Below are 26,236 nucleotides of genomic sequence, written 5' to 3'. Positions count from 1 at the left end.
CCAAAAAACAAGGGTTTTCCCTGTACATCAAATGGGCTTAAAAATACATTATGGATATATTAAACATATCCATTTAACCAACCATGCTCACCCAGATCCCAAGCAATCCGGGTCACCGGCATCACCCAGGAACTCGTCGGCGCGTGCACGGTGCGGGCCATCCGTTCACCCACCCCGACAACAAGCCCCCTTGATGCCGCCCCGATGGCCGGGCAGCCCGCGCCGGTGCAAAAAACCACCTCCCTGAAAAACCCCGACACCCATCAGGAAAAGACCATGAACAACGCTGTCTCACCGTCCGAACGCCGTCATCTCCGTGCCGTTTCTCCCACCGCCCCCCCCCCCTTGAACCCATGGATCAGGCTTGGCCTGTGGGGCATCGCGGCCATGACCGGCACGGCCTGGGGCCAATCCGGCACTGGCTACATCTACGTCACCGATAGCAGGCCGTCGGTCCAGGAAGCCACTGTCATCAATGGCAGCGATGTGGATGCGGGAACCCCCAATCCTGGCCTCCCTGGCGGGATATTGATCCAGTCCACCGCCATCGACGCCGGTGGAGCCACCACGGCCCAGACAGCGGCAGAGTTCGAAGGAAATCGCATCGTGATGGGCTCGCGCACCCCCGGCGGTTCGCTGACCAGCGGTCTGCAAATCTACGAGAACCAGACCCGACTGGGTCTGTACGACGCCTCCGGCAATCAGACCCGCGGCCTGCTCGTGCGCGAGGGCGTTCCTGGGGGCACAGACACCAACCTGCTGCTGGGAACGACCGCAATCACTGGCGCATTGAGCATGCAGAACAATGCCATCACCGACGTCGCCGATGGCGTCGATCCCACAGACGCTGTAAACAAAAGACAGCTGGACGCCGTCGCTGCACAGGCCAGCGCAGGGTGGGGCGTTTCCGCCAACGGGGGTGCGGTGGACACCATCGCGCCGGGGCAGACGGTGAACGTCAACAACGGCACCAACACCGCCGTCACCTATGACGCGGCCTCCAACACATTGCGGGTTCATGTGGTCGACAACCCGAGCTTCAGTGGCGAAGTCGGTGCCAACGGGGGTCTGAATGTGGCCGATCACCTCACCATTGAAGCCGGCACCAATGTGCAGATAGGCAACAACCAGGTGCATGGCGTCGCGGCAGGCACAGCGGCCACCGATGCCGTGAACAAAGCGCAGCTCGATACCGTGGCCGATACGCCCATCACCTTCGGTGGCAACACAGGCAGCCACGAGACCCGGCTGGGTGAAACCTTCAACATCGTGGGCGGATCGACCACGGCGGGCAGCTACAGCGGCAACAACGTGCGAACGGTCGTCACGGGCAACCAGGTGCAAATCCAGATGGCCGACGCACCCGAGTTCAGCGGCATGGTCAGTGCCCAGGGCGGTTTGAGCGTGGGAGCGGGCAGTTCGGTGGATATGGGTGGCAACCGTGTCCAGAACGTGGCGGCGGGCACGGCCGGCACCGATGCCGTGAACGTGGACCAGATGCAGGCAGGCGACGCGGCCACGCTGCGCGCGGCCAAGGCCCATGCCGACGCCGGTGATGCGCGCACGCTGCGCAGGGCGCAGGCCTATGCCGACACCGGCGACGCCAGAACCCTGGAGCAGGCACAGGCCTACGCCGACACCGGCGATGCACGCACACTGGATACCTCGGTGCAATACACCAACGCCCAGATCGCCAGCCTGCGCAAGGAAGCCTTCGCCGGCATTGCCCAGGCCGCGGCCATGGTGCCCATGGCGCCCTCGGCCGATGGGGAAACCACGCTGAATGCAGGGGTGGCCAGCTACGGCGGCCAGACCGCTGTGGGCGTGGCCTTTGCCCGCCAGATCGGCCGCGTCACGCTCAATGGCGGCATCGGTGCCTCGGGCGGCAAACGCAACCTGGTGCGGCTGGGTGCCGGCTGGCGGTTCTGACACCTTGGGCAGCTGGCCATGGAACAATTTGCCAGCTTTCTCCTGGTGGCATCGCTGGCCGTTCTCAGCCCGGGACCCGGCGTGGCCATGACACTGGGCAACGCAATGCACCACGGCCTGCGCGGGGCAGCCAGTGGCATCCTGGGTCTGGCCATCGGCGCCATGCTGATCGGTGTGATTGCTTCCAGCGGCCTGAGTGCGGCGTTGAAGACTTCAGACGCCGCCATGGCCGCCCTCAAGTTCATGGGAGCCGCCTACCTGGTTTACCTGGGCATGCACCGCTGGTGGACGCTCGCGCGACTGTCGTCGCCCCGCTCCGGGACGAGCCGCCAGAGCCACGGGCGTCGCTTCATGGAGGGCGTTCTGCTGCAACTGACCAACCCCAAGGCGGTGCTTTTCATGCTGGCCATGTTTCCGCAGTTCATCACACCGCAGAAGCCTGTTTTCCCGCAATTCCTGCTGCTGACACTGACCTACAGCCTGCTTGACATCCTGATCCACGCCGCCTACGCGGCCGCCGCCCACCGAGCACGTCCCTGGCTCCGATCCGAACACAGCGCCCGGCTGATCTCCCGCATCAGCGGCACATTGTTTGTCCTGTTCGGTCTCTTGCTCGTCATGCTCTGAACACGCTGGCGTTCATGGCCCGGAACCCGCCACGGGTGTCACGCGGGTTGAGACCCGATGCCCCCGCTCGCCTCTGAAAAACACTGGGGCGCGGCAGTGCACAAGGCTGTCTGGACGGCAGCGAGCGTGCTCTGCGAAGGCAGGCCTTGCAGGACACCCACCGTCCCCACCATGTGCGCACCCATGATGTGGCCAAAGCGCAGGCACTGCTCGATGACACCGCAGGAATGCCAGTCGGGCTTGCCCAAGGACAACCATCGCACCAGCCAGCCGGTGGCAAAGGCATCGCCCGCCCCCACCGTGTCGAGGGCTTCAACCGGCAGCGAAGGCATGAAAATGGCCTCGCTGCGGCCGCCATGCGCCGGCCGCGGCCAGACACACGCTCCCAAACCGCCCAGGGTCACCACCAACACCTCCAGCGCCGGCCATTGGACCCAGACATCCGCAACGCCCGCCCTCAGCCAGTCTTGCACCAAGGCCCAGTCGGCCACGGTCTGGGTACAAAGCGGGGACAACGCCAACAAGCCAGCGGCCTCGCCCTCGTTGGCGATGATCACCCGGGTTGCGGCCCGGATGCGTTCCGGAACCGGTTGCCAGGGCGACGGATTGAGCACCGTGCAGATGCCGCGCCCGTGAGCCATGGCAAAAGCCTGTTCCACCGCCTCGATCGAGGTTTCGAACTGCCCATACACCAGGTCGGACGCCATCAAGGAAGCCTCGACAGCACACACGTGCTCGGCCCGCAACAACAGGTTGGCCCCGGGGTAGACGGCAATCGCGTTGTGTCCGTCGGCGGCGATGAAACCAGCTCCCCAACCGGACATACCGTCAAAGCGAAACACGCCGGACAGGTCCAAGCCCTCTTCGCGCAGCAACTGCACGACAGCATCACCTGCGGCATCACGCCCACAACCGAGGACCAGATGGACATGCTGTCCCAGCCGGTGCAGACCGAGGGCCACATTCAGCCCCTTGCCACCAGGCTCGATGGTCAGGCTGTTCGCCTGGAACGTCTCCCCCGCACGCGGCAGGCGATCCATATGCCAACAGCAGGCCTGAACGTGGTTGCCCAGAACAAACACCGAACCCTGCGTATCCATGGCACCTCCTCTGCAAGCTCTCCCGGGGAGCAGGTACTGTACCCAGTGACCTTCAATACCGGCGCGACCGTTGCCGTCAGGCCCCTGGATCTGGCATTCAGCAAACACCTGGGTGAAGCGCCGCACACGAATCGGAAGTCACGCACCCTGCGTGTCATTGTCATGGCCGGATCAGCACCCGACCATCGAGGTTCACCCGGGGTTGCGGCCCCCGCCATCACCCGGATCGGCTTCGGCCTCCTGCCAGAACAGCTGCTGGTAGCGCCAGGCCGCTTCGGCCAGCAGGTCGCTGAAGCGGCGACCGGTATCGCCCGACAGGTATCCCCAGTCCCGCAACCAGGCCAGCAGGCGGGGGACCCGGTCGTGCGGATGGCCGGGGCCGTCTTTCCATTGCTGCAAGGTGGTCACCGCTTCGACGGTGGCCGGGCCCTTGGCATCGATCACCAGCGCCTGCAACACGTCGAAAAAAGCCCCGGAGCCGCCCTCGTCGGGCAGGCGGCACAGCAGTTGTTCAAGCAACTGGAGATCGTGCTCCACCGACGGCATTCGCCGGTCGGGGGAAGAGGCAATGCGGACCATGGTGGGAGCGGCAAGCGCTGGGAACCGTGAGGTACCAAGGTTCCCACAATCTGCGCCCACGGCCTTTGACAGCCATCAAGCCCCGCACCAGGGCGCTGGGGTCAGGAATCGCCCAGCCCCACGGGCGCAGGCGCTTTCATCACGATGCGCGTGAACAGGCGATCGAACTGCGGGTCGCGCGCCAAACGCGGGTTCAAAGGGTCGGGGTTGGTGGCGAAGGCCGCGTCGAGCGCCTGCCAGTCGGCCGCCGAAAGGTGTTTTTCGGCCTCGGGCAGGACCACGGTTTCTTCCAGCCGCATGTGTTCGAGGTAGAAGTCCACGTAGCGCGTGGCTTCGTCCACAAAGGCCTGGCGGCGCGACTCGCCCAGCAGTTCCCAGGCCAGCAGCAGGTGCATCAGCGCACGCACCCGCGTCTCGCCCTGCATGTGGTCGCGTTCAAGCTGGTCGATCGCGGCCAGGGTGTGCGGTGCCGCCCGCGCCACGCGCGGGAACAGCAGGTCGGATTCTTTGGGGTGGTGGTGCTGTTCGGGAAATTCGTCGATGTAGAACAGCATGGCCCGCAGCACGTCGAAATACAGCGCGGTGTCGTCCTTGCCGTCGTGCAGGGGGCCGCGGCGGATCATCTGCAGCAGCGACTGCAGCATGGCAGCCAGGGAAGCGTGTTCTTCGCGGATCACGCGCAGGGATTCGGGGGTCATGGGTGTCTCCGCTACCGGTCAGTTCGCCAGAGCCGACCGATCGGTCGGCCAACCTGTGGACTATCCCCCAGCCGACTGCTGACGGGCTTGACGTGCGTCAAGCCGTGCTCGCCAGCGTCCCCGGATCAGCGCGCTTCCGGTGGCCGCCAGCGCCGCAGCAGCAGCGCGTTGCTCATCACGCTGACCGAACTCAGGGCCATCGCCGCCCCCGCCACCACCGGGCTGAGGAAGCCCAGCGCTGCCAGCGGAATGCCGGCCACGTTGTAGGCGAAGGCCCAGAACAGGTTCTGGCGGATCTTGCGCACCGTGCGGCGCGAGATGTCCAGCGCCGCGGCAACCAGCGCCGGGTCGCCCCGCATCAGCGTGATGCCGGCCGCGTGCATGGCCACGTCGGCGTTGCCGCCCTGGGCGTGGCTCATGGCCATGCCGACATCGGCGGCGGCGAGCGCCGGGGCGTCGTTCACGCCATCGCCCACCATGGCCACGGTGTGGACCGGCGCATCGGACGCCACCGCCTCAGGAACGCCGGCAAGGGGGGCGAAGCCCCCGGCCTTCAGCCGGCGGATCACGGCCGCCTTGTCGCCAGGCAGCACGTCGGCAATCACCTCCCCGCCTTCTTCGAGCGCGGCGGGCTTGAGGCCCAGGGTTTCGGCCATGGCGCGGGCCGCCCCGGCGTTGTCGCCCGAGACCATGCACAGGCGCAGGCCCTGGGCACGCAGGCGTTCCAGCGCCGCGCGGGCACCGGGTTTGGGTTCGTCGCCGAAGGCCAGCACCGCCAGCGCCCGCCAGACCCCGTCGCGCTCGCTGGCCAGCACCGACACCGTGGCCCCGGATGTCTGCAGGTTCTGCACCACCGGACCGAGTTCGGCCTGCGGCACCCCGAGTTCACCCATCCAGCGCACGCTGCCGAGCGCCAGCGAAACCCCCTGGACCTGGCCCAGACTGCCCCGCCCGACCACCGACTGCACCGACTGCGCGGCATCGGGCGCCACCACCACGCCGCGGTTGCGGGCGGCGTCCATGACGGCATGGGCCAGCGGATGGGCGCTCTGCGCCTGCAGCGCTGCCGCGGCCTGCAGCACCGCCATTTCATCAACCCCGGGCAGGACTTCGATCAGGCGCAGGCGCGGCCGACCTTCGGTCAGGGTGCCGGTCTTGTCGAAGGCCACGGTGTCGACCCGGTAGGCCATCTCCAGCGCCTGCGCGTCCTTGATGAGAATGCCGTGCCGTGCCGCAACGCCCGTGCCCGCCATGATGGCCGCCGGCGTGGCCAGCCCCAGCGCGCAGGGGCAGGCGATCACCAGCACCGCCACCGCGTGCAGCAAAGCCTCTTCGAGCGGTGCGCCGGTCCAGAGCCAGCCCGCCAGCGTGAGGGCGGCGATGCCCAGCACCACGGGCACGAACACCGCCGCCACCTGGTCCACCAGCCGCTGCACCGGCGCCTTGGCCGCCTGGGCGTCCTGCACCAGCGCGATGATGCGCGCCAGCATGCTCTGCGCGCCCACCGCGCGCACCCGCACCAGCACCGCGCCTTCGCCATTGAGCGCGCCACCGGTGACCGCGTCGCCGGGCTGCTTGGGCACGGGCAGCGACTCGCCCGTGAGCATGGATTCGTCGGCCTGCGTCTGGCCTTCCACCACCTCGCCGTCGGCCGGAAACCGCTCGCCCGGCAGCACCTGGATGCGGTCGTCGGGCAGCAATTCGTCCACCGGCACCTCGGTCACCTCGGTGCGGCGCACGCCGTCGGGCAGCAGCCGGGCGCGTTCGGGACGCAGGGCCTGCAGGGCCCGGATCGCGCTGGTGGTCTGGCGCTTGGCGCGCGCTTCCAGCCATTTGCCCAGCAGCACCAGGGTGATGACCACGGCCGAGGCCTCGAAGTACAGGTGCGGCATGCTGTCGGGCGCGGCGCGCCACCACAACCAGGTCGACAGGCCCCAGGCCGCGCTGGTGCCGATGGCCACCAGCAGTTCCATGTTGCCGGTGCGGGCCTTGAGCGCGTGCCAGCCGGCCTTGTAGAAACGCGCGCCGAGCACGAACTGCACCGGCGTGGCGAGCAGGAACTGCGCCCAGGCCGGCAGCATCCAGTGTCGGCCCAGCAGATCGCCCACCATGGGCAGCACCAGGGGTGCCGACAGCAGCAGCCCGGCCAGCACGGGCAGCACGTCCACCGGCAGGCCGAACCAGCGGGGCACGTCGTCCAGGGCGCCATCGTCCAGGGCGCGGGGCTCGTACCCCGCGTCGCGCACCGCGCGGCGGAGACGGGCCAGCACTTCGGCATCGGCGGGCCCCTGGAGCACGACACGGGCCGATTCGGTGGCCAGGTTCACGGTGGCATCGCGCACGCCGGGCTGTTTGCGCAGCACTTTCTCGACCCGCGTGACGCAGGAGGCGCAGGTCATGCCGCCGATCCCCAGATCGATGGGCAGTCCTTCGGCGATGATTTCGGGTGTGGAGGCATTCATGGGAGTCAGCATAAGCTTTACCCCCATGGGAAGGTCAAGCCACCAGATGTTTCCGAACCGCCGGGCTTGACATTGACACCGTGTCAGACTTGAAGATGATGCCCTTTTCAAGGAGATTTTCCATGTCCCTCCAAACCTTCACCGTGCAAGGCATGACCTGCGGCCACTGCGAACGTGCCGTGCAGACCGCCATCAAGACCCTCGATCCGCAGGCCGAAGTTCGCATCGACCGCAGCCAGAACCTGGTCGAGGTCAACACACCCCAGTCGCGCGAGGCGGTGGCCGCGGCCATCCGCGAAGAGGGCTACACGGTCGCGGCATGACCCCGCCGCTCCGCCGCGCCGTGTCCGTTCACGACGATGCCAGCGGGCCGGTGGACAGCACATCCGGCCCGTCGGCAGACACCCCGCTGCCGGCCGTGGCCCGCTGGCCGGTGCCGATCGGCACGGCTGCCCGGTTGTCGGGCATTTCCCCCAAGATGCTGCGCCACTACGAAGCCCTGGGGCTGCTTGGTGCGGTGACCCGCACCGACGGCAACTACCGCCAGTACGGCCAGGCCGATGTGCACACGCTGCGTTTCATCCGACGCGCGCGCGACATGGGCTTCAGTCTCGACGCCATCACGGAACTGGTCGGACTCTGGCACAACCGGCGCCGCAGCAGCGCCGCCGTCAAGCGCATCGCGCAGCGCCACCACGACGAGCTGGCCCAGCGCATCGCGGCCCTGCAGGCCATGCAGCGCAGCTTGGACACGCTGCTGTGCCACTGTCCCGGCGACGACCGGCCCGACTGTCCGATCCTCGACGACCTCGGCCACGCCTGAAACGGCACAAATCTTTACACCGCAGCAGCATGCGGGTGCCTTCGCGTTTACACGTTCGCCGGACACTGAACCCACGTCGTCGCTGAAACCCGCAACGACCGGTTCTTCCACCCCATTCAGGAGCGATCATGCAACCGACTCTCACCCGATCCTTCATCGCCACCGTGCTGGCCACCACCATCGCCGGCCTGTCCGCCACCGCCATCGCCCAGGGTGCGGCCACGCAGCCCCCGGCCACGCCGGTGCCGCAAGCGGCCCAGGCCAGCCCGGACGCCAAGCCGGCGCAACCCCGCCGGGAAGCCCGCCACGCCCAGCGCGGCGAGCGCCTGCAGAAAATGGAAAAGATGCGTGCCGAGCACCAGGCCAAGCTGAAGGCCGAACTCAAGCTGGCGCCGGAACAGGAAGCCGCCTGGGCCGCATTCGTGGCCCGGACCACCCCGCAGCGACCTGCGCAACCGCCCGAGGCTCCGCAGGACTGGGCCAAGCTCACCACGCCGGAACGGCTGGACCGCATGACCGCCCTCAAGGCCGAACGCGATGCCGCTTTCACCCAGCGCATCGACGCCACCCGCAGCTTCTACGGCCAGCTCACGGCCGAACAGAAGCAGGTGTTCGACCAGCAAGCCCGCCCGTTCCACCAGGCCGGCTTCAAGGGCCACGGCCCGCAACACCGTCAGGGCCGCCACCCGGGCCACCCGGGCGAAGGTCCGGCGCCGATGCCCGCTCCCCGGAGCTGACACCGGGCCCGATCCCGCCCACCACCCCGCAGGCCCCGGTCTGCGGGGCTTTTTCATGCCTGCCCCGAGGTCGGGCAGCTTGACCTTGGTCAAGCCCCCCACCAGCATGCACCTATACAGTGCGGGCCCATCATGCATTGCGACGTACTCATCACCGGCGCCGGGCCGGCGGGTCTCAGTCTGGCCCGGGCCCTGCGAGGCAGCGGCCTTCGGGTCACCTTGGTCGAATCCCAGACGGTTGCGGCGCTGCAGGCGCCGGCCTTCGATGGCCGGGAAATCGCGCTGACCCAGCACAGCGCCGGCCTGTTGCGGCAACTGGGTATCTGGGAACACCTGGAAACGGGTGCCGTCGCCCCCTTGCGTGACGCCCTGGTGCTCAACGGCGGACCGGGCCGGCGCCAGGGCCGCATGGTCATCAGCCACCAGCTCAGCCCGCGCAGCGAACTGGGCTACCTCGTGGGCAACCACCACATCCGCCGCGCCGCCTTCGAAGCCGCGCTCGCGCCCGCCGACGACAGTGGCGCACCGCCCGAGCTCATCGACGGCCTGCAGGTCGGCCCGATCGACACCCGCGGCGACCGCTGCCAGGTCACGCTCTCGGACGGCCGCACGCTGCACACCCGCCTGCTGGTGGCGGCCGACAGCCGCCACTCCAGCACCCGCCGCGCCGTGGGCATTTCCGCGCAACTGCACGACTACGGCCGGACCATGCTGGTCTGCGCCATGACCCACGAGCAGCCCCACCACGAAACCGCCTGGGAGTGGTTCGACCACGGCCAGACCCTGGCGTTGCTGCCCATGAACCCCTGCCCGGACACCGGTCGCCCCCGCTCATCGGCGGTGCTGACCCTGCCACACCAGGCGCTGCAACCGCTGCTGACGATGGAAGCTGCCGCGTTCGGCCAGGCCATGACCGAACGCTTCCACCACCAGCTCGGCCCCATGCATCTGGCCAGCACACGCCACGCGTACCCGCTGGTGGGCGTCTGGCCAGGCGGGCTGGTGTCGCAGCGTTTTGCCGCCGTCGGCGACGCGGCGGTGGGCATGCACCCGGTCACCGCCCACGGCTTCAACCTCGGCCTGCGCAGCATCGACACCCTGGCGCGCCTGCTGCGCCAGGCCCACGCAGGCGGACGCGACATCGCCGACCCGGCGCTGCTGCGCAGCTACGAACGCACCCACCGCCACGCCAGCCGGGGCCTGTACCTGGCCACCCACGCCGTGGCCTCGCTCTACACCCGCGAAGAAGCCCCGGCACGCCTGCTGCGCCAGGCCCTGGTGGACCTGGGCGAGCGCTTCACCCCTTTCAAGCGGGCCGTTGCCGCGTCGCTGACCGGGCTGCACTGACACCGCCCTGCGTGCGGCGATCTCCGAAAAGACACCGGGCGGTTGCGGGGAAGCGCCACATGCCCTATCTTGGCGTGCCCGATTGCCGCATCGCCCGGAACCGACGTACATGCCCGACGCCATTCCCCGCATCCTTCACGTCATCACCCCCGACAAGACCCGTTTTCCCGAGATCCCGCCCGGCTGGGACCTGCGCCTCTGGGACGACACCGACGCGGCAGCCTTCATGGCCCGCCACCACCCCGGCCTGCTGCCGGCCTATGAACGGTTTCCGCGCCACATCCAGCGTCTGGATGTGCTGCGCCTGCTGCTGGTGCACGCACACGGCGGCTTCTACCTGGATTCCGACGTCACCCTGCTCCAGCCCCTGGACGACCTGCTGAGCCACGGTCTGGTCCTGGGCGTCGAGAAAGTCCTGCTGGAGCGGGAAATGCAGGTGCCGGAACACCGCCACGCGGTGCGCATCGCCAACTACCTGTTCGGCGCCCGGCCCGGCCACCCTTTCCTGTGGCAGTTCGCCCTGGCGGCACTGGCCCGACACGACCAGCCCGTGCGCACGGAGATGGACGTGCTGGAGACCACCGGCCCCGGCCACCTCACCAACTTCTTTCACGCCCACCGGCACGAGCACCCGGACCTGCACCTGCTGCCCGACCCCGGCCTGCCCTGCCCCAAACGCTGCAGTCCGCAACCGGCCTGCCACTTCGGCCCATACGCGGTGCACCGGCACGAAGGGTCCTGGCGCACCGGGTTTGCACACTGACCCGCATGGCCGCGCAGATTCCCCGGATCCTCCACCAGACGTGGAAGACCGAACAGATTCCTCCCGCCATGCAGGCCCATGCCGCGAGCTGGAAGCAGCACCATCCCGACTGGGAACACCGGCTCTGGACCGACGCGATGAACCGCGATTTCATCCGCCGCGAGGTGCCCGGCTTCCTGCCCGTCTACGACAGCTATCCACACGCCATCCAGCGCGTGGACGCTGCGCGCTATTTCATCCTGCGCCACCACGGCGGCGTGTTCGTCGATCTCGACTTCGAATGCCTGCGCAACATCGAACCCCTGCTGCTGGACCGCCAGTTCGTGGCGGGCACCGAGCCCGAGGAACATGCCCGAACCCACGGCATGGCCGCCATCGTCTCCAACGCCTTTATGGCCAGCGTTCCCGGCCATCCCCTGCTGCAGCGGGTGTGCGAACAGCTGCCCCTGGATGAAGTGCGCCACCGCCAGCGCGATGCCGGATTCAGCCATGTGCTGCACAGCACCGGGCCTTTCATGCTGACCCGGGCCTGTGAAGCCTTCGGGCCGGCCGCCGGGGTTGCCATCCTGCCGCCGGCGCTGCTCTACCCCCTGGTCAAGGAAGCCGACGGCCGCATCGGCGAGGCCCAGTTGTCATCGACCCAGCATGGGCAGGCCTACGCCCGCCACCACTACTGGGGTTCCTGGTGGCATTGACAGCGCGGCCACCGCTTGCGCACCCGGCGCTTGTGCTGGGTCAAGGCAGGCGGCCGCGTTCGCCCCTAGATTGGCCGGGGACCGCACGGACGGCCCCACACCGGTCCGGCGACCCGCCACCACGGCGCCCAGAGCCCCGCATGCCCCCCAGTTCCTTTCATCCCGCCCGCAGCGACCGCCACGACCCGGCACCACCTTCACAGCGCCGCCCACGGCCGAGCGCCCTTAACGTCCCCATCCTCGCACCCCTCGGTGCAGACTGACCCATGGACAAACACTACCTCACCCCCCTGTTCCAGCCCGACAACGTGGCCGTGTTCGCCAGCAGGGACGCGCCGGAACAGCAGACGGCGCAGGCGCGTGTGCTGGTCGAAGCCCTGACCACCCAGCGTTTTACCGGCCGGCTCGTGTTCCTGGATATCCAGGTCTCGGGCACGCTGGCCGATCTGGCCCAGACCCGCGCCGACCTGGCCATCATCGCGCTGCCCCCGGCCGAAGCGGTGCAGGCCCTGGAAGTGGCGGGCCGCATCAAGTGCAAGGCGGCGCTGGTGATCGGCAGCGGCACCCCCACCGATCTGGCCAAGGACATGCACCGCGTGGCCAAGCGCCACGGCATGCAGCTGCTGGGCCCCAACAGCCTGGGCCTGCAGCGCCCGCGCGCGGGCCTCAACGCCAGCACCGTCGGGCCACTGGCGACCCCGGGGCCGCTGGCGCTGGTGTCGCAGTCGGGTGCGCTCACGGCGTCGATCCTCGACTGGGCGAGCCAGAACGCCGTCGGCTTTTCCACCGTGGTCTCGCTCGGCCCCAACACCGCGGTCGACATCGCCCAGGTGCTCGATTTCCTGGCCAACGACCCGCAGACACACAGCATCGTGGTCTACATGGAAGGCATTGCCAACGCGCGCCGCTTCATGAGCGCGCTGCGCGCCGCCGCCAACGCCAAACCGGTGGTGGTGCTCAAAGCCGGGCGTCGCAAGGCCGGCAACGTGGCAGCCCAGACCCACAGCGGCACCATTGTGGGCAGCGACGATGTGTTCGACGCCGCCCTGCGCCGCGCCGGCGCGGTGCGCGTGCGGTCCTTCGTGCAGCTGTTTTCGGCCGCCAAATGCCTGGCCTCGCGCTACCGCCCGGTGGGCAAACGCCTGGCCATCATCACCAACGGCGGCGGCCCGGGCGTGCTGGCGGCCGACTGGATCAGCGAAATCGGGCTGGACCTGGGTGTGCTGTCGGCCGAAAGCGCGGCCAGGCTGCAGCCAGAGCTGCCGCCGCTGGCCTCGCTGGTCGACCTGATGGACCTGTCCGAAGAGGCCTCGCCCGCCCACTACCGCGCGGCCATCGAGGCCGCCGGGCAGGAGCGCAGCATCGACGGCATCCTGGTCGTGCATTCGCCCAAGGTCGGCGTGGACGCCACCGAAGTGGCCAACGTGCTGGCCGAAACCAAATCGCGCCTGGGCAAGCCGCTGCTCTCGTGCTGGATGGGCGACGCTTCGGTCACCGACGCGCGCTCGGCCCTGGTGGCCGCCGCCATTCCCAGCTTCCGCACGCCCGAAGCCGCCGTGGGCGCCTTCGGCAACATCGCCAGCTTCTACCAGAACCAGCAGTTGCTGCAGCAGACGCCGCCGCCGCTGTCGGCCCTGGCCAAGCCCGACATCGAAGGCGCACGCCTGCTGATCGAAAACGTGCTGACCGAGCGCCGCAAGGTGCTCACCGAAATGGAGTCCAAGGCCCTGCTGTCGGCCTTCCACATCCCGGTCACGCAGACCCTGCTGGCGCGCAACGCCACCGAGGCCATGATGATCGCCACCCAGCTCGGCTTCCCGGTGGCGCTCAAGATCGACTCGCCCGACATCAGCCACAAGAGCGACGTCAATGGCGTGGCGCTCAACGTGATGAACGCCACCGCGGTGCGCGACGTCTACCAGACCATGATCCAGGGTGTCAGCCGGCTGCTGCCGCAGGCCCGCATCAACGGCGTGACGATCCAGAAAATGGCGAACAGCCGGCGCGGGCGCGAGCTCTACATCGGCCTCAAGGCCGACGAACCCTTCGGCCCCGTCATCGCCTTTGGCGCCGGCGGCACCATGATCGAGCTGTTCAACGACCAGGCGATGGAGCTGCCGCCGCTCAACCAGTTCCTGGCGCGGCGCCTGATCGAACGCTCCCGCGTGGCTGAAACCCTCAAGGCCTGGCGCGGTGCCACCGCGGTGGACCGCGAAGCGCTGGAACACGTGCTGCTGCGCGTTTCGGAAATGGTGTGCGAGCTGCCCCAACTGCGTGAGATGGACATCAACCCCATCATCGTCGACGAATCGGGCGCGGTGGCGGTGGACGCACGCATCGTGATCGAAAGCGCGCCGGCCACGGCCCGCAACTACGCCCACCTGGCGATCCTGCCCTACCCGGCCCGTTACGAGCAGATCTGGCCCATGCGTGGCGGCGGTGAATACACCATCCGCCCGATCCATCCGGACGATGCCCAGATGCTGCAGGACCTGGTCAGGTCCGTGAGCCCACAAAGCCGCTATTTCCGTTTTGTTTCGGCGCTCAACGAACTGCCGACGTCGATGCTGGCGCGCCTGACGCTGATCGACTACGACCGGGAAATGGCCCTGGTGGCGGTGCACCGGGACCGCCAGGTCGGCAGTGATGGCGCGATCCAGGAGACCGTGCGCATCGTGGGCGTGTCGCGCTACATCACCAACCCGGACCAGTCCACCTGCGAGTTCTCTTTGTTGGTGGCCGACGATTTCAACGGCAAGGGCCTGGGTTCGCGGCTGATGCTCAGCATCATGGAAGAAGCACGCGACAAGGGCCTGGCCCAGATCGAGGGTCTGGTGCTGGCCAACAACCCCAGCATGCTCAAGCTGATGCGGGGTCTGGGCTTCGATATCCGGCCGTTTCCGGAAGACCCCGACTTCAAACTCGTCACGCACGCGCTCTGAGGCGCGCAAAGACCCTTTCCGGGCCGCCTTCGGGCGGCTTTTTTTCGTCCGGACTTTTTCTTTTGTTATTTACCTAGGTTATTCAATATTTAAATTAGTAGGAGTAGTAGAGGGCGCCTTTTTCTGTGGACAAGTCCAATTTCACTTTATGAATCAATCCTCTGTGCTGGTGGCAAGGGTGTGCAGTCCACACCGGATGGTGGGGTTCACGAACGGGGACAAGGCCCGGGTTTTCCACTGACCTGTGAATAACATAGTGGTTATGCGATTTTTATCCACAGACTTGTGCAAAACCCGGGCCGAAACCGGGTGCCTGACGGATGGAGGCGCTGGACACAGGGAGTGACAAAGCCGCGTGGCCGCCCGCAGCAGGCACAGACCCGGCTGGTAAACTGCCGGGCATTGGTGTGGCCTGCCGGCCGCACCCTCCCCGCCTGATCACCGGCCCGACCGGTCCACCACCCGCATCCGCCATGTCCGTTGCCCTGGCCGCCCAGGCGCCCGCCACGTTCGAGATCAAGAGCGCCCATCTGCCGCTGGTGGCCTTGCTGCTCAAGTCGGCCGACCTCGGCCGGTTGTCCACGGAACTGCAGCAGCGCTTCGGGGACATGCCCGACTTTTTCGACAACGATCCGCTGGTGATCGATCTGTCGCCCCTGCAGGCTGCCGAACCGGGTGCGGCGATTGACTTCCCGGCCTTGCTGGCACTGCTGCGCCCGTACCGTCTGCATCCCCTGGGCGTTCGGGGCGGCGACGCTGCCCAGATGGCCGCCGCTGCCCTGGCGGGCCTGGTGGTGGCCGACGACGCCGTGGTGCAAAGGGCCCAGGCCGCCACACCACCGGCGGCTGCGGTGGCGGCGACGCCGGTCGAAGCCCCTGTGGTGGTGGCCCCGCCGACACCCGCGCCAGGCGCCCTGGTGGTCGACCGGCCGCTGCGCTCGGGCCAGCAGGTTTATGCCCGCGGGCGCGACCTGGTGGTCATGGCCATGGTCAACCCGGGCGCCGAGGTGATCGCCGACGGCCACATCCATGTGTACGCGCCCCTGCGTGGCAAGGCCATCGCCGGCGCGCGCGGCAATGGCGAGGCGCGCATCTTCGCGCTGGCCATGGACCCGGAGCTGATTTCCATCGCCGGCATCTACCGCACCAGCGACACCCCCCTGCCCGCCGCGGTCCAGGGCAAACCGGCCCAGGTGCGGCTGCTCAGCGGCCCCGAGGGGGACAAGCTGGTGATCGACCCGATCGCGCCCTGAAGGCCATTCCGCATTCCTGACCGCATTTCCGATCCAGAAAGACCCGCATCATGACCAAGATCGTTGTCGTCACTTCCGGCAAAGGCGGCGTGGGCAAGACCACGACCAGCGCCAGCTTTGCCGCCGGCCTCGCCCTGCGCGGGCACAAGACCGCCGTCATCGACTTCGATGTCGGCCTGCGCAACCTCGACCTCATCATGGGCTGCGAACGCCGCGTGGTCTACGACCTGATCAACGTGATCCACGGCGAAGCCAACCTGAACCAGGCGTTGATCAAGGACAAGAGCTGCGAAAACCTGTTCATCCTCGCGGCCAGCCAGACGCGCGACAAGGACGCGCTGACGCAGGAAGGCGTGCACAAGGTGCTGACCGACCTGTCGGGCATGGGCTTCGACTACATCGTCTGCGACTCGCCGGCCGGTATCGAGACCGGCGCACTCATGGCCATGCACTACGCCGACGAGGCGCTGGTGGTGACCAACCCCGAGGTGTCCTCGGTGCGCGATTCCGACCGCATCCTGGGCATGCTGGGCAGCAAGACCCAGCGCGCGATCGACGGCAAGGAACCGATCAAGGAACACCTGCTGATCACGCGCTACAACCCCAACCGCGTGGCCGACGGCCAGATGCTCAGCCTGGAAGACATCCAGGACATCCTGCGCATCCAGCTCATCGGCGTGATTCCCGAGAGCGAGAGCGTGCTGCAGGCCTCCAACCAGGGCACGCCGGCCATCCACCTCAAGGGCAGCGACGTGGCCGAGGCCTACAGCGACGTGATCGACCGCTTCCTGGGGGCCGACAAACCCCTGCGCTTCATCGACGCCGAAAAACCCGGCTTCTTCAAGCGCCTGTTCGGGAGCAAATGAGCATGTCTTTCCTGTCCTTCTTCCTGGGCGAAAAAAAGAAGACCGCCAGCGTTGCCAAGGAACGGCTGCAGATCATCCTGGCGCACGAGCGCAGCGGACGCAGCGCCGCCGAACCCGACTACCTGCCCGCCTTGCAGAGGGAACTGGTCGCGGTGATCGGCAAGTACATCCAGATCAACACGGACGACATCAAGGTCCAGCTCGAACGCCAGGACGATCTGGAAGTGCTGGAAGTCAAGATCGAGCTGCCCGAACGGCGCTGAGACAGCGCCGTCAGGACGCCCGCTGCGGGCGCAGGCAGCGGCTGCGGGCAAATTCCACCAGCCATTTGATCTGCGAGGCGTCGCTCCAGTGGGCGCCTTCGATCAGCGGCACAGCCTCGCTGCTGTCGGGGGCCGGCGTCACCCAGACCCGGTGGCCCCTGGGCCCGACGGTCTTTTCCATCGACACCGCCACGTGGCGCAGGTCCAGCACCACGGGCTCGGTGGCCGATCCCATGAGACCGGGCACTTCACCGGCCTGCAACGAACAGCGATCGGTCAACGCATAGGCCCAGCGCTGTTTGAGGTAGCGCTGGCTGCCGATGTGGTTCATGGCCGTTTCGATCTCCGCGCCGTCCATGCCGAAATGCAGCGCCAGCGAGGTGTTGTCGCTGGGATAGCCATCGGCGCAGGCGGCCAGTCCCAGCACCACCCCGAGGGCCAGTGCCGTGCGGACGAGCGGGCCGGCGTTCATCACCCTTCCGAAGCCCCTTCGGTGCCTTCCGGGTCCGCTTCGTCCGTAGGCAGGCGGGTGGCCAGCACCTTGTCGATGGTGCGGCCGTCCATGTCGACGATCTCGAACGACCAGCCTTCCCAGCTGACCTTGTCGGCGATGTGAGGCAGGCGGCCGGTGAGCAGCATCATCATGCCGCTGAGCGTGTGGTAGCGTCCGCGCTCCTCGTCGGGCACTTCGTCGAGCTTGAGCCGGTCTTTGAGTTCGGGCACGGGGATGTGGCCATCGAGCAGCCAGCTGCCGTCTTCGCGCTGCACCGCCCACGAGGTGTCGGGGTCGCGCGGCATGAATTCACCGGTGATGGCCTCGATCAGGTCCTTGAGCGTGACGATGCCCTGCACCTCGCCGTATTCGTCGATCACGAACGCCATCTCGCCGCCGGACTGGCGGAAGTTGTCCAGCAGTTCCATGCCGGTGATGGTCTCGGGCACGTACAGCGGTTCTTCCAGTGTCTGCTGCGTCATGTCGCGCTGGTTGGAGCGCAGCGCCGTCAGCAGCCACTGGCGTGCGTTGATCACGCCGGCCAGGTGGTCCCAGTCGCCCCGCACCACCGGAAAGCGGGCGTGGTCGGCGCTTTCCACCCGCGCCATGTTGATCTCGAAGCTTTCTTCCAGATCGAGCACCGCCACGTCGGAGCGCGGCACCATGAGCGAGCCGATCTGGCGGTCGTCGAGGCGGAACACGTTGCGCACCATGGCGTGTTCGTGCGACTCGATCACGCCGGCCGTCGTGCCTTCGGCCAGCATGGCGTGGATCTCTTCTTCGGTCACCGCGTTGACCTGGTTTTCCTTCACCCCCAGCAGGCGCAGCAGCGCGCGGGTGGACACCGACAGCAGCAGCACGAACGGCTTGGTGGCGGTGGCCAGCCAGTTGATCGGCCGGGCCACCAGCCGCGCCAGCACTTCCGGGTTCGACTGGCCCATGCGCTTGGGCACGAGTTCGCCGACCACGATGGAGAAATAGGTGATCAGCATCACCACCAGGCCGGTGGCGGTGATCTGGCTGGCCCTTTCGGCCATGCCCAGACCGAGCAGCCACTGCGACAGCGGGGCTGCCAGCGCTGCCTCGCCGACGATCCCGTTGAGCACCCCGATCGAGGTGATGCCGATCTGGATGGTGGAGAGGAAGCGCGTTGGGTCCTCGCCGAGCTTGAGCGCGGCGGCCGCGGCCGTATCGCCCTCGTCGATGAGTTTCTGCAGCCGGGCCTTGCGCGCCGTCACCAGCGCGATCTCGGACATGGCGAACACCCCGTTGAGCAGGATCAGGGCCAGAAGAATCAGGATTTCCATGGCGCGGTGGTCAGAGCGGGGACAGGATGCCGAGGCCCAGCAGCACGAAGACCAGGGCACCCAGCGCGACGCGGTAGATCACGAACGGCAGATAGCTGCGCGTGCTGACCAGCTTGAGGAACCAGACGATGACCGCATAGCCCACGCCGAAGGCCACCAGCGTGGCCAGCAGCGTGGGGCCGGCGGCCACGGCGGACGGCTGGCCCCAGCTGCGGTAGAGCTGGTAGAAGCCCGAGGCCAGCACCGCCGGGATCGCCAGCAGGAAGGAGTAACGGGCCGCGGCTTCGCGCGTGTAGCCCAGCAGCAGGCCGGCGGTGATGGTGCCGCCGGAGCGCGACACCCCGGGAATCAGCGCCATGGCCTGGGCCAGGCCGAACAACAGGCCGTGTCCCCAGCTCAGTTTCGACAGCGGCCGCTGCTTGGCGCCCACCCGGTCGGCCACCGCCAGCACCAGGGCAAAACCGATCAGCATGGTGGCGGTGATGTAGAGGTTGCGCAGGCTGGTTTCGATGGCGTCCTTGAACATCAGGCCCAGCAGCGCGATCGGCAGCGTGCCGATCAGGATCAGCCAGCCCATGCGCGCGTCCGGATCGCCGCGCCGGGCGCCCGGCACCAGCGAAGCGAACCAGGCCCGGGCGATGCGCAGGATGTCGTGGCGGAAATAGAGCAGCACCGCGGCTTCGGTCCCGATCTGGGTGATGGCGGTGAAGGCGGCGCCCGGGTCGCCACCGGAAGGCAGCAAGGGGCCGATGATGCGCAGATGGGCGCTGGAGGAGACGGGCAGGAACTCGGTGAGTCCTTGAACCAGTCCCAGAAAGGCCGCTTCGGCCCAGCCCAGGGACTGGCTCATGAGGAGGCCTCCGTCGAAGGAGGCTCGGAATCCGCCGGCTGGGCGCCGGCGAACGTACTGGCAGGGTTCATGGTGGTGATGTCACCTCTGGAAAACGCCCGACCCGGGGTCGGACAGGAAAGCCGGCAAGGCAGCAAGATGCGGGCCGGCCGCGAAAAGCCCGGCATGCCGGGCGCTGTGTCAGGCCATGGGCGGCATGCCGGTCGGTCGGCAGGGCCCGCCGATGCCGGGGTCGTGGGGCCGGGTCGGCCCACAAGCCGTCCGGCCGGAGCGCTGGGCCGGAACATCGGGGCTGGTGCCCGGCGCGAACAGGCTTGCACCGGGCACGAAGTGCCGGGCAAAAATCACGCTGAACCCGTGGTACATGGTGAAGACTATTGTAGGGGTGCCCATGGCCGGCGCCGGGCAGGCCCCGCTTGGCTATCATGAAGCGTCCCCGTTGTCCGTCTTCACCGAAGCCCTTCTGCATGCGCAAGGTTCTGGTCCTCTGCCTGTCTGCCGTCCTGCTGGCCGCCTGCGGCACGCCGGTGGTCAATCCGGTCACCGGTCGCACCGAGCGCACCGTCATGGACGAGCGCGCCGAGCTGGCCGAAGGCCGCAAGGCCCACGAAGGGGTGCTCAAGGAATACGGGGCCTATGCCCATCCGGCGCTGCAAGCCTATGTGAACGAGGTCGGCCAGCGGTTGGCGGCCCAGTCGCACCGGGCGGGCCTGAGCTGGACCTTTACCGTGCTCGACAGCCCCGAGATCAACGCGTTCGCGCTGCCCGGCGGCTATGTCTACATCACGCGCGGCATCCTGGCCCACATGGACAACGAGGCCGAAATGGCCGGCGTGCTCGGGCACGAGATCGGCCACGTCACCGCCCGCCACGGTGCCCAGCGCGCCACACGCCAGCAGCACGCCGGCCTGGGCGTGCTGGCCGCGACCTTGCTGGCCGCGGTGCTGGAGAACGCGGCCGGCGTCCAGGGCAGCACCGAATTCATCGGCCAGGCCGCCCAGGGCGTGGCGGCGGGTTACGTGGCGGGCTACAGCCGGGAGCAGGAACTCGAAGCCGACGCGCTGGGGGCCGAATACCTCGCGCGCACCCGCTACGACCCGCGGCGCATGATCGACGTGATCCGCGTGCTGCAGCGGCAGGAAACCTTCCAGGCCGACGAGGCGCGGGCTGCCGGCCTGCCGGCACCCAGCGCCAGCCACTGGTTGTCGACCCACCCCGGCAACGACCAGCGCCTGCGCGCGATCGAACAGAAAGCCCTGGCCTATGAAAGCAGCGACCGCGGCGGCGGTGACGAAGGCCGCCGCCGCTTCCTGAAGGCGCTGGAGGGTCTGCGCTACGGCGACGGGCCGGAACAGGGTCTGGTACGGGGCCAGGACTTCTACCATGTGCCCCTGGGCTTCGCCCTGACCGCCCCGCCCGGCTGGCGGCTGGTCAATGGCAGCGATGCGCTGAACATCGTCAGCCCGCAAGGTGATGCGGCCCTGCGCCTGGTCGGTGTGCCCCGGGACGCCGGCACCACCCACGACGAGATGCTGCGCAAGCTCTTCAATCCGCAGAACGGCAAAACCACGCGCGGGCAGATCAACGGGTTGGCAGCGACCCATTTTTCCGGCACCGCCCGGTTGCCGAACGGCCAGTCGCAGGGCGTGGACGTGACCCTGGTCAGCGGGCCGAAGAACGCCACCTACGCGCTGCTCTATCTTGCGGCCAGCGCCGATGCCCTGCAACGGCAGGCCGCCGGCATGATGGCGGCGGAAAAGAGCTTCCGCGCACTCAGCGCTGCCGACCGGCAGCAGGCGCGCCCCTGGCAGATCCGCACCGTGGCCCTGCCGGCCGGCGGTTTTGCCGAGCTGGCGCGGCGCGCGGCGGTGTCCCGCGAACGGCTGCAGCTCATCAACGGCACCTACGGCCAGGCCGATCCGCCGGCGGGCCGGCTGGTCAAGACGGTGGTGGTGGAATGAAGTAGCCCCCACGCGCCGCCGCTGGCGCGGGTCGCTGCCCCCGAGGGGGCGCGAATCCAGCTTGGGAGCGGCCCGGCGCTGGATTCCTGTAGCCCCCACGCTCCGCCGCTGGCGCGGATCGCTGCCCCCCGAAGGGCTCGCTATCATCGATTCATGCTGATCGAAACCCTTGGCGCGGCCCGTGACATGGGGCGCCTGAACCAGATTCTGGGCGTGCTCATCCGGCACGGCTTTGGCGACAGCGTGCGCCGGCTGGGACTGGCCGACTCGCTGGAGCGGGCGGGCCACGCGCTCAAGTGGGACCATGCGGCCGACCTGGCCCGGATCGAGCCGCCCGTGCAGCTGCGGCTGGCGCTGGAAGAGCTGGGCCCCACCTTCGTCAAGCTGGGCCAGATCCTGGCCGGGCGGGCCGATCTGTTCGGCCCCGAATACATCGCCGAATTCGAAAAACTGCACAGCAATGTGCCCGCCTTGCCATTCGAACTGCTGCGACCCCAGTTGCGCGAAGACCTGGGCGGGGAGCCCGAAACGGTGTTCGCGCACTTCGAGACCGAGCCGCTGGCGGCGGCCAGCATCGCCCAGGTGCACCGCGCCACGCTGCACGACGGCACCGAGGTGGTGGTCAAGATCCGGCGGCCGGGCATCGACCGCATCATCGAAGCCGACCTGCGACTCATGCAGCGCCTGGCCGCGGTGGCCGAAGCCGAGATGCCCGCGCTCAAGCCCTACCGGCCCCAGCAACTGGTGCGCGAGCTGGCGCGTTCGCTCCAGCGCGAACTCGATCTGGCCAGCGAATGCCGCAACGCCGAGCGCATCGCGGCCAACATGGCGGCCCTGCCCTGGATCGTGGTGCCCAGGGTGCACTGGGCGCACACCAGCGCCCGGGTGAACGTGCAGGACTGCGTGACCGGCGTGGCGGGCAAGGACCTCGGCGAGCTGGACGCCCGGGGGCTGGACCGCCAGGTACTGGCCCAGCGCGGTGCCCAGGCCGTGCTCAAGATGATCGTGCAGGACGGCCTCTACCACGCCGACCCACACCCCGGTAACGTGATCTACCTCGATGGCAACCGCATCGCCTTCATCGACTTCGGCATGGTCGGGCGCCTGTCCGAACGCCGGCGCGACGAACTGCTGCAACTGCTCATGGGCCTGGTCGAGCGCCATCCCCAGACCGTGGCCGACGTGCTGCTCGACTGGGCCGGCGACGATCACGGGGTCAACCTCGGCCTGCTGGAGACCGAGATCGAGGCCTTCGTCGACCAGTACCACGGCGCGCCCCTGGCCGAACTCAACCTCGGTCAGATGCTGGCCGACGTGACGGCGATCCTGCGCGGTCACCAGCTGGGCCTGCCGTCCGACCTGGCGCTGCTGATCAAGGCCTTCATCACGCTCGAAGGCATGGGCCGCGGACTCGACCCGGACTTCCACATGACCAGCGAGGCGCTGCCCCTGCTCAAGCAGGTGCTGCGCGAACGCTACCAGCCCCGCGTGCTGGCCCACCGCGCCTGGCAGACCCTGCGGCGCACGCTGTCGGTGGCCGAGCAGTTGCCGGCCGACATCACGCGGTTGCTGCGCAATGCGCGGCGCGGGCGGTTGCACGTGGGCATCGACGTCACCCACCTGCGGCGTGTGGGCGACCAGATCGACCGCGCGGCCAACCGCATGGCCATGGCGCTGGTGATCGCCGCGCTCATCATCGGCTCGTCCATCGTGATGACCGTGCAGGGCGGCCCGACACTGTTCGGCCTGCCGGCCTTCGGCTTCCTGGGCTTCAGCAGCGCCTTCATCGGCGGGCTGTGGCTGGTGCGGGCCATCTGGCGCAGCAGCCGCGGCAAGGACATCGGCGGCGACTGATCCGCGGGTCGGTCGTAGGCGTCACATGCCCATGCCGCCGTCCACCGGCAGCCCGGCGCCGGTGATGAAGCGCGCCGCGTCCGAACACAGGAACACCACCGCGTCGGCCATGTCGGCGACCGTGCCCAGGCGGCCCAGCGGGGTCTGCTGCACGATGGCACCCACCGCGGCGTCGACCGACAGGAACAGGCCGGCGTCCACCACATCGGCGGCCAGCTTCTGGCCCATGTTGGTGGGCACCAGGCCGGGGTAGATCGCGTTCACGCGCACGCCGTGGCCGAGCCGGCCGGACTCCATGGCGGCCACGCGGGTGAGCCGGTCCACCGCCGATTTGGTGGCCGAATAGCCGGCGATGCCGGGGAAGGCGATGGTGGCCGCCACCGAGGCCACGTTGACCACCGCGCCGCCCTGCCCCGCCAGGCCGCCGGGCCGCATCGCGCGCAGCGCGTGCTTGAGCCCGAGCGCCGTGCCCAGCACGTTCACGTCGAGCATGCGGCGCAGCGCCTCGGGGTCGAGCTCGGTGAGCAGCGCCGTTTCTTCCACGCCGGCGTTGTTGATCAGGATGTCGAAGCCGCCCAGCTGGCTGTGCGTGTTGGCCACGGCCGCCAGCCAGTGGGCCTCGTCGGTCACGTCCAGGTGCACGAAGGCGGCACGCGCGCCCGTTTCGCGCAGCAGATCGGCCATCTGCCGGCCCTCGGTTTCGAGCAGGTCACCGATCATCACGGCCGCACCGGCCGCAGCCAGGGCCTGGGCCATGCCGGCGCCCAGACCCCGGGCGCCCCCGGTCACGAGGGCGGTCCGGCCTTGCAGGCATGAAGAGGTGTCGGTGGTCTGGCGCATGGTTTCCCTGTCTGTTTGGTATGGATCGCGCGGCATTGTGCGCAGTCCTTCCACCCGACGGGGCGCCACCCCTGTCGGTCCTGACAGGGGGACGGTGGGGGACGCTCAGCGCTGGCGACGTGCGCGCACCGCCGCGGCCAGGCCTTGCAGCACGGGCACGGTCTGCGCGAAGCTGATGCAGGCATCGGTCACGCTCACGCCGGGCTGCAACGGCTGGCCGGGCACGATGTCCTGGCGGCCTTCTTCGAGGTGACTTTCGATCATCACGCCGGTGATGCGCGCGTCGCCGGCCGCGATCTGTGCCGCCACGTCGGTGGCCACCTCGATCTGTTTGCGGTGCTGTTTGCTGCTGTTGGCGTGCGAGAGGTCGATCATCACCTGCTCGCGCAGGCCGGCCTTGGCCAGCAGTTCGCACGTGGCCTGCACATCGGCGGCGCTGTAGTTGGGCGCTTTGCCGCCCCGCAGGATGACGTGGCAGTCGGCGTTGCCGCGGGTTTCAAAAATGGCCGCCTGACCCATCTTGGTCATGCCCATGAAGGCGTGGGCCGACTGGGCCGCGACGATGGCGTCGGCCGCCACCTTGATGCCGCCGTCGGTGCCGTTCTTGAAGCCCACCGGGCAGCTCAGGCCGCTGGCCAGCTGGCGGTGGCTCTGGCTTTCGGTGGTGCGCGCGCCGATGGCGCCCCAGCTCACCAGGTCGGAGATGAACTGCGGCGAGAGCAGGTCGAGGAACTCGGTGCCCACCGGCAGACCGACATCGAGCACGTCCAGCAGCAGTTGGCGCGCCAGCTCCAGCCCTTCGTTGATGGCGAAACTGCCGTCCAGGTGCGGGTCGTTGATGTAGCCCTTCCAGCCCACGGTGGTGCGCGGCTTTTCGAAGTACACGCGCATCACGACCAGCAGCTCGTCGGCCAGCGCGTCGGCCTGTTCCTTCAGGCGCCGGGCGTAGTCCATGGCCTGGCCGTGATCGTGGATGGAGCACGGCCCCACGACCACGATCAGGCGGTCGTCCTGGCCGTGCAGCACGCGCGCGAGCGCGGCGCGGCTGGTCTCGACCAGTTGCTGCGTGGCCGGCGGCGTGGGCAGCCATTCCTGCAGCAGCGCGGGGGTGATCAGCGGACGCACCGCGCCAATGCGCAGATCGTCGATGCGGGTGGTGTCGTGGGTGGACGGCGGGGGGGCGGTGTGGACGTGGGGCATGGGGGTGGATTGTCCACCCCCTGCGCCGCCGGAGGCGGCTTCCCCCTCTCTGGCGCGTCTTTCAGACGCTTGGAGGGGGACGCACCCTGTGGCCCGGCAGAGCCGGTTCCACGGGTGCCCTGGACTTTGAACTTCCCTTCGGGCGTCGCGGCGCGCTCTTTGGCGACACAGAGGTTGCCGGCCTCAACCCGGAGCCTCCGCGGCCTGTCAGCTTTCCACGCCAGCGAGGTTCTGCAGATACGCCTGCAGCGCCTGGACCGCCAGCCGCACCTTGGCCGGCTGGGTGTCGCGTTGCGGGGTCACGGCGCTGATGTCGAGCGCCGGCAGCGTCCATTCGGGCAGCAGGCGGACCAGGTGGCCGGCGGCAACGTCGTCGTGGGCGTCGGCACTGCCCAGCAGCGCCGGCCCCAGGCCCGCGGCGCACATCTGCTGGATCGACAGCTGGTTGTTGCTCGACAGGCGCGGTTCGATGCGCAGTTCGCGCGCGGCGCCGTCGGGCCCGGTCATGTCCAGGCGCAGCCAGGGGCGCTCGCGCACGAAGCCCAGCCAGGCGTGCCCCAGCAGCGCGTCCGGGTGCGCCACCGGGCCGTGCGCCGCGATCCAGGCCGGGCTGGCGCAGATCCACCAGCGCAGCGCGCCCAGCCGGC

25 protein-coding genes are annotated in these 26,236 nt (G+C 68.5%); 14 read left to right on the top strand and 11 right to left on the bottom strand.

Translation table 11 applies throughout. The annotated features are described in order from the left end of the window. Positions 1 to 345: 345 nt before the first annotated feature. Together QQK43_RS11085 and QQK43_RS11080 are read left to right on the top strand one after the other, a co-directional pair. A complete protein-coding gene (locus QQK43_RS11085; protein ID WP_284307808.1) occupies positions 346 to 1,929 on the top strand; it encodes a YadA-like family protein in 1,584 nt (527 codons plus the stop codon). A gap of 18 nt (positions 1,930 to 1,947) precedes the next feature. Continuing rightward, positions 1,948 to 2,556 carry a LysE family translocator gene (locus QQK43_RS11080; RefSeq protein WP_284307807.1) on the top strand — a complete coding sequence of 203 codons (609 nt, stop codon included), beginning with the start codon at positions 1,948 to 1,950 and terminating at the stop codon, positions 2,554 to 2,556. A gap of 38 nt (positions 2,557 to 2,594) precedes the next feature. Here the strand turns inward: QQK43_RS11080 and QQK43_RS11075 are convergent, their stop codons facing one another. The 4 genes from QQK43_RS11075 to QQK43_RS11060 form a co-directional block, all read right to left on the bottom strand. Further along, on the bottom strand, positions 2,595 to 3,656 hold the full coding sequence (locus tag QQK43_RS11075) for a PfkB family carbohydrate kinase (RefSeq protein WP_284307806.1): 1,062 nt from the start codon (positions 3,654 to 3,656) through the stop codon (positions 2,595 to 2,597). 192 nt (positions 3,657 to 3,848) lie between these two features. Then, complete coding sequence (locus tag QQK43_RS11070) at positions 3,849 to 4,235, bottom strand: hypothetical protein (RefSeq protein ID WP_284307805.1); 387 nt, start codon at positions 4,233 to 4,235, stop codon at positions 3,849 to 3,851. A 101-nt stretch (positions 4,236 to 4,336) separates the two neighbouring features. Continuing rightward, on the bottom strand, positions 4,337 to 4,933 hold the full coding sequence (locus tag QQK43_RS11065; protein ID WP_234266313.1) for a hemerythrin domain-containing protein: 597 nt from the start codon (positions 4,931 to 4,933) through the stop codon (positions 4,337 to 4,339). A 125-nt stretch (positions 4,934 to 5,058) separates the two neighbouring features. Continuing rightward, positions 5,059 to 7,395 carry a heavy metal translocating P-type ATPase gene (locus QQK43_RS11060; protein WP_284307804.1) on the bottom strand — a complete coding sequence of 779 codons (2,337 nt, stop codon included), beginning with the start codon at positions 7,393 to 7,395 and terminating at the stop codon, positions 5,059 to 5,061. 122 nt (positions 7,396 to 7,517) lie between these two features. On the opposite strand from QQK43_RS11060, the gene QQK43_RS11055 reads away from it, so the two are divergent. From QQK43_RS11055 to minE, 10 genes are all read left to right on the top strand, one after another. Next, positions 7,518 to 7,718 carry a heavy-metal-associated domain-containing protein gene (locus tag QQK43_RS11055; RefSeq protein WP_234266311.1) on the top strand — a complete coding sequence of 67 codons (201 nt, stop codon included), beginning with the start codon at positions 7,518 to 7,520 and terminating at the stop codon, positions 7,716 to 7,718. After that, complete coding sequence (gene cueR, locus QQK43_RS11050) at positions 7,715 to 8,218, top strand: Cu(I)-responsive transcriptional regulator (protein WP_284307801.1); 504 nt, start codon at positions 7,715 to 7,717, stop codon at positions 8,216 to 8,218. Before QQK43_RS11055 ends, cueR begins: the two co-directional genes overlap by 4 nt. A 128-nt stretch (positions 8,219 to 8,346) precedes the next feature. Further along, on the top strand, positions 8,347 to 8,955 hold the full coding sequence (locus tag QQK43_RS11045) for a Spy/CpxP family protein refolding chaperone (RefSeq protein WP_284307799.1): 609 nt from the start codon (positions 8,347 to 8,349) through the stop codon (positions 8,953 to 8,955). A gap of 132 nt (positions 8,956 to 9,087) precedes the next feature. Continuing rightward, positions 9,088 to 10,302 carry a 5-demethoxyubiquinol-8 5-hydroxylase UbiM gene (ubiM, locus tag QQK43_RS11040; RefSeq protein ID WP_284307798.1) on the top strand — a complete coding sequence of 405 codons (1,215 nt, stop codon included), beginning with the start codon at positions 9,088 to 9,090 and terminating at the stop codon, positions 10,300 to 10,302. A 109-nt stretch (positions 10,303 to 10,411) separates the two neighbouring features. Further along, positions 10,412 to 11,065, top strand: coding sequence for a glycosyltransferase family 32 protein (locus tag QQK43_RS11035; RefSeq protein ID WP_234266307.1), 654 nt, complete (start codon positions 10,412 to 10,414; stop codon positions 11,063 to 11,065). Positions 11,066 to 11,070: 5 nt separating this feature from the next. Next, positions 11,071 to 11,760, top strand: coding sequence for a glycosyltransferase family 32 protein (locus tag QQK43_RS11030; protein ID WP_284307796.1), 690 nt, complete (start codon positions 11,071 to 11,073; stop codon positions 11,758 to 11,760). 266 nt (positions 11,761 to 12,026) lie between these two features. Next, the gene (locus QQK43_RS11025; RefSeq protein WP_284307795.1) at positions 12,027 to 14,702 is read left to right on the top strand and encodes a bifunctional acetate--CoA ligase family protein/GNAT family N-acetyltransferase; all 2,676 of its coding nucleotides are present in this window, start codon (positions 12,027 to 12,029) and stop codon (positions 14,700 to 14,702) included. A gap of 473 nt (positions 14,703 to 15,175) precedes the next feature. Beyond that, positions 15,176 to 15,955 carry a septum site-determining protein MinC gene (minC, locus tag QQK43_RS11020; protein ID WP_234266304.1) on the top strand — a complete coding sequence of 260 codons (780 nt, stop codon included), beginning with the start codon at positions 15,176 to 15,178 and terminating at the stop codon, positions 15,953 to 15,955. 50 nt (positions 15,956 to 16,005) lie between these two features. Next, positions 16,006 to 16,821, top strand: coding sequence for a septum site-determining protein MinD (gene minD, locus QQK43_RS11015; protein WP_284307794.1), 816 nt, complete (start codon positions 16,006 to 16,008; stop codon positions 16,819 to 16,821). 2 nt (positions 16,822 to 16,823) lie between these two features. Further along, the gene (gene minE, locus QQK43_RS11010; RefSeq protein WP_234266302.1) at positions 16,824 to 17,084 is read left to right on the top strand and encodes a cell division topological specificity factor MinE; all 261 of its coding nucleotides are present in this window, start codon (positions 16,824 to 16,826) and stop codon (positions 17,082 to 17,084) included. Positions 17,085 to 17,094: 10 nt separating this feature from the next. On the opposite strand, the gene QQK43_RS11005 is transcribed toward minE, so the two are convergent. The 4 genes from QQK43_RS11005 to QQK43_RS10990 form a co-directional block, all read right to left on the bottom strand. After that, positions 17,095 to 17,556, bottom strand: a complete 462-nt coding sequence (locus QQK43_RS11005; protein ID WP_284307793.1) for a hypothetical protein — start codon at positions 17,554 to 17,556, stop codon at positions 17,095 to 17,097. After that, positions 17,556 to 18,884 (bottom strand): hemolysin family protein, encoded by a 1,329-nt coding sequence (locus tag QQK43_RS11000; RefSeq protein WP_234266300.1) that lies wholly within the window; start codon positions 18,882 to 18,884, stop codon positions 17,556 to 17,558. The genes QQK43_RS11005 and QQK43_RS11000 overlap by 1 nt, the downstream gene beginning before the upstream one ends. A 10-nt stretch (positions 18,885 to 18,894) precedes the next feature. Continuing rightward, complete coding sequence (locus QQK43_RS10995) at positions 18,895 to 19,734, bottom strand: undecaprenyl-diphosphate phosphatase (protein WP_284307792.1); 840 nt, start codon at positions 19,732 to 19,734, stop codon at positions 18,895 to 18,897. A gap of 180 nt (positions 19,735 to 19,914) precedes the next feature. Beyond that, a complete protein-coding gene (locus tag QQK43_RS10990) occupies positions 19,915 to 20,100 on the bottom strand; it encodes a hypothetical protein (RefSeq protein WP_284307791.1) in 186 nt (61 codons plus the stop codon). A gap of 101 nt (positions 20,101 to 20,201) precedes the next feature. Here QQK43_RS10990 and QQK43_RS10985 point away from each other — a divergent pair, with 101 nt between their 5' ends. After that, positions 20,202 to 21,695: a M48 family metalloprotease gene (locus QQK43_RS10985; protein ID WP_284307790.1), complete on the top strand. Its 1,494-nt coding sequence runs from the start codon at positions 20,202 to 20,204 to the stop codon at positions 21,693 to 21,695. Between the two features lie 153 nt (positions 21,696 to 21,848). Next, complete coding sequence (locus QQK43_RS10980) at positions 21,849 to 23,549, top strand: ABC1 kinase family protein (RefSeq protein WP_284307788.1); 1,701 nt, start codon at positions 21,849 to 21,851, stop codon at positions 23,547 to 23,549. A gap of 21 nt (positions 23,550 to 23,570) precedes the next feature. Here the strand turns inward: QQK43_RS10980 and QQK43_RS10975 are convergent, their stop codons facing one another. From QQK43_RS10975 to QQK43_RS10965, 3 genes are all read right to left on the bottom strand, one after another. Continuing rightward, positions 23,571 to 24,389, bottom strand: coding sequence for an SDR family NAD(P)-dependent oxidoreductase (locus QQK43_RS10975; protein WP_284307787.1), 819 nt, complete (start codon positions 24,387 to 24,389; stop codon positions 23,571 to 23,573). Between the two features lie 105 nt (positions 24,390 to 24,494). Further along, complete coding sequence (locus tag QQK43_RS10970; RefSeq protein ID WP_284307786.1) at positions 24,495 to 25,589, bottom strand: 3-deoxy-7-phosphoheptulonate synthase; 1,095 nt, start codon at positions 25,587 to 25,589, stop codon at positions 24,495 to 24,497. A 207-nt stretch (positions 25,590 to 25,796) separates the two neighbouring features. Then, positions 25,797 to 26,236 (bottom strand): LysR substrate-binding domain-containing protein (locus QQK43_RS10965; protein WP_284307785.1); only part of this gene is annotated, 440 nt, incomplete at its 5' end.

Source organism: Hydrogenophaga electricum (assembly GCF_030160815.1).
Taxonomy (GTDB): Bacteria; Pseudomonadota; Gammaproteobacteria; order Burkholderiales; family Burkholderiaceae_C; genus Hydrogenophaga; species Hydrogenophaga electricum.
This window is presented reverse-complemented; position numbering and strand designations above follow the sequence as displayed.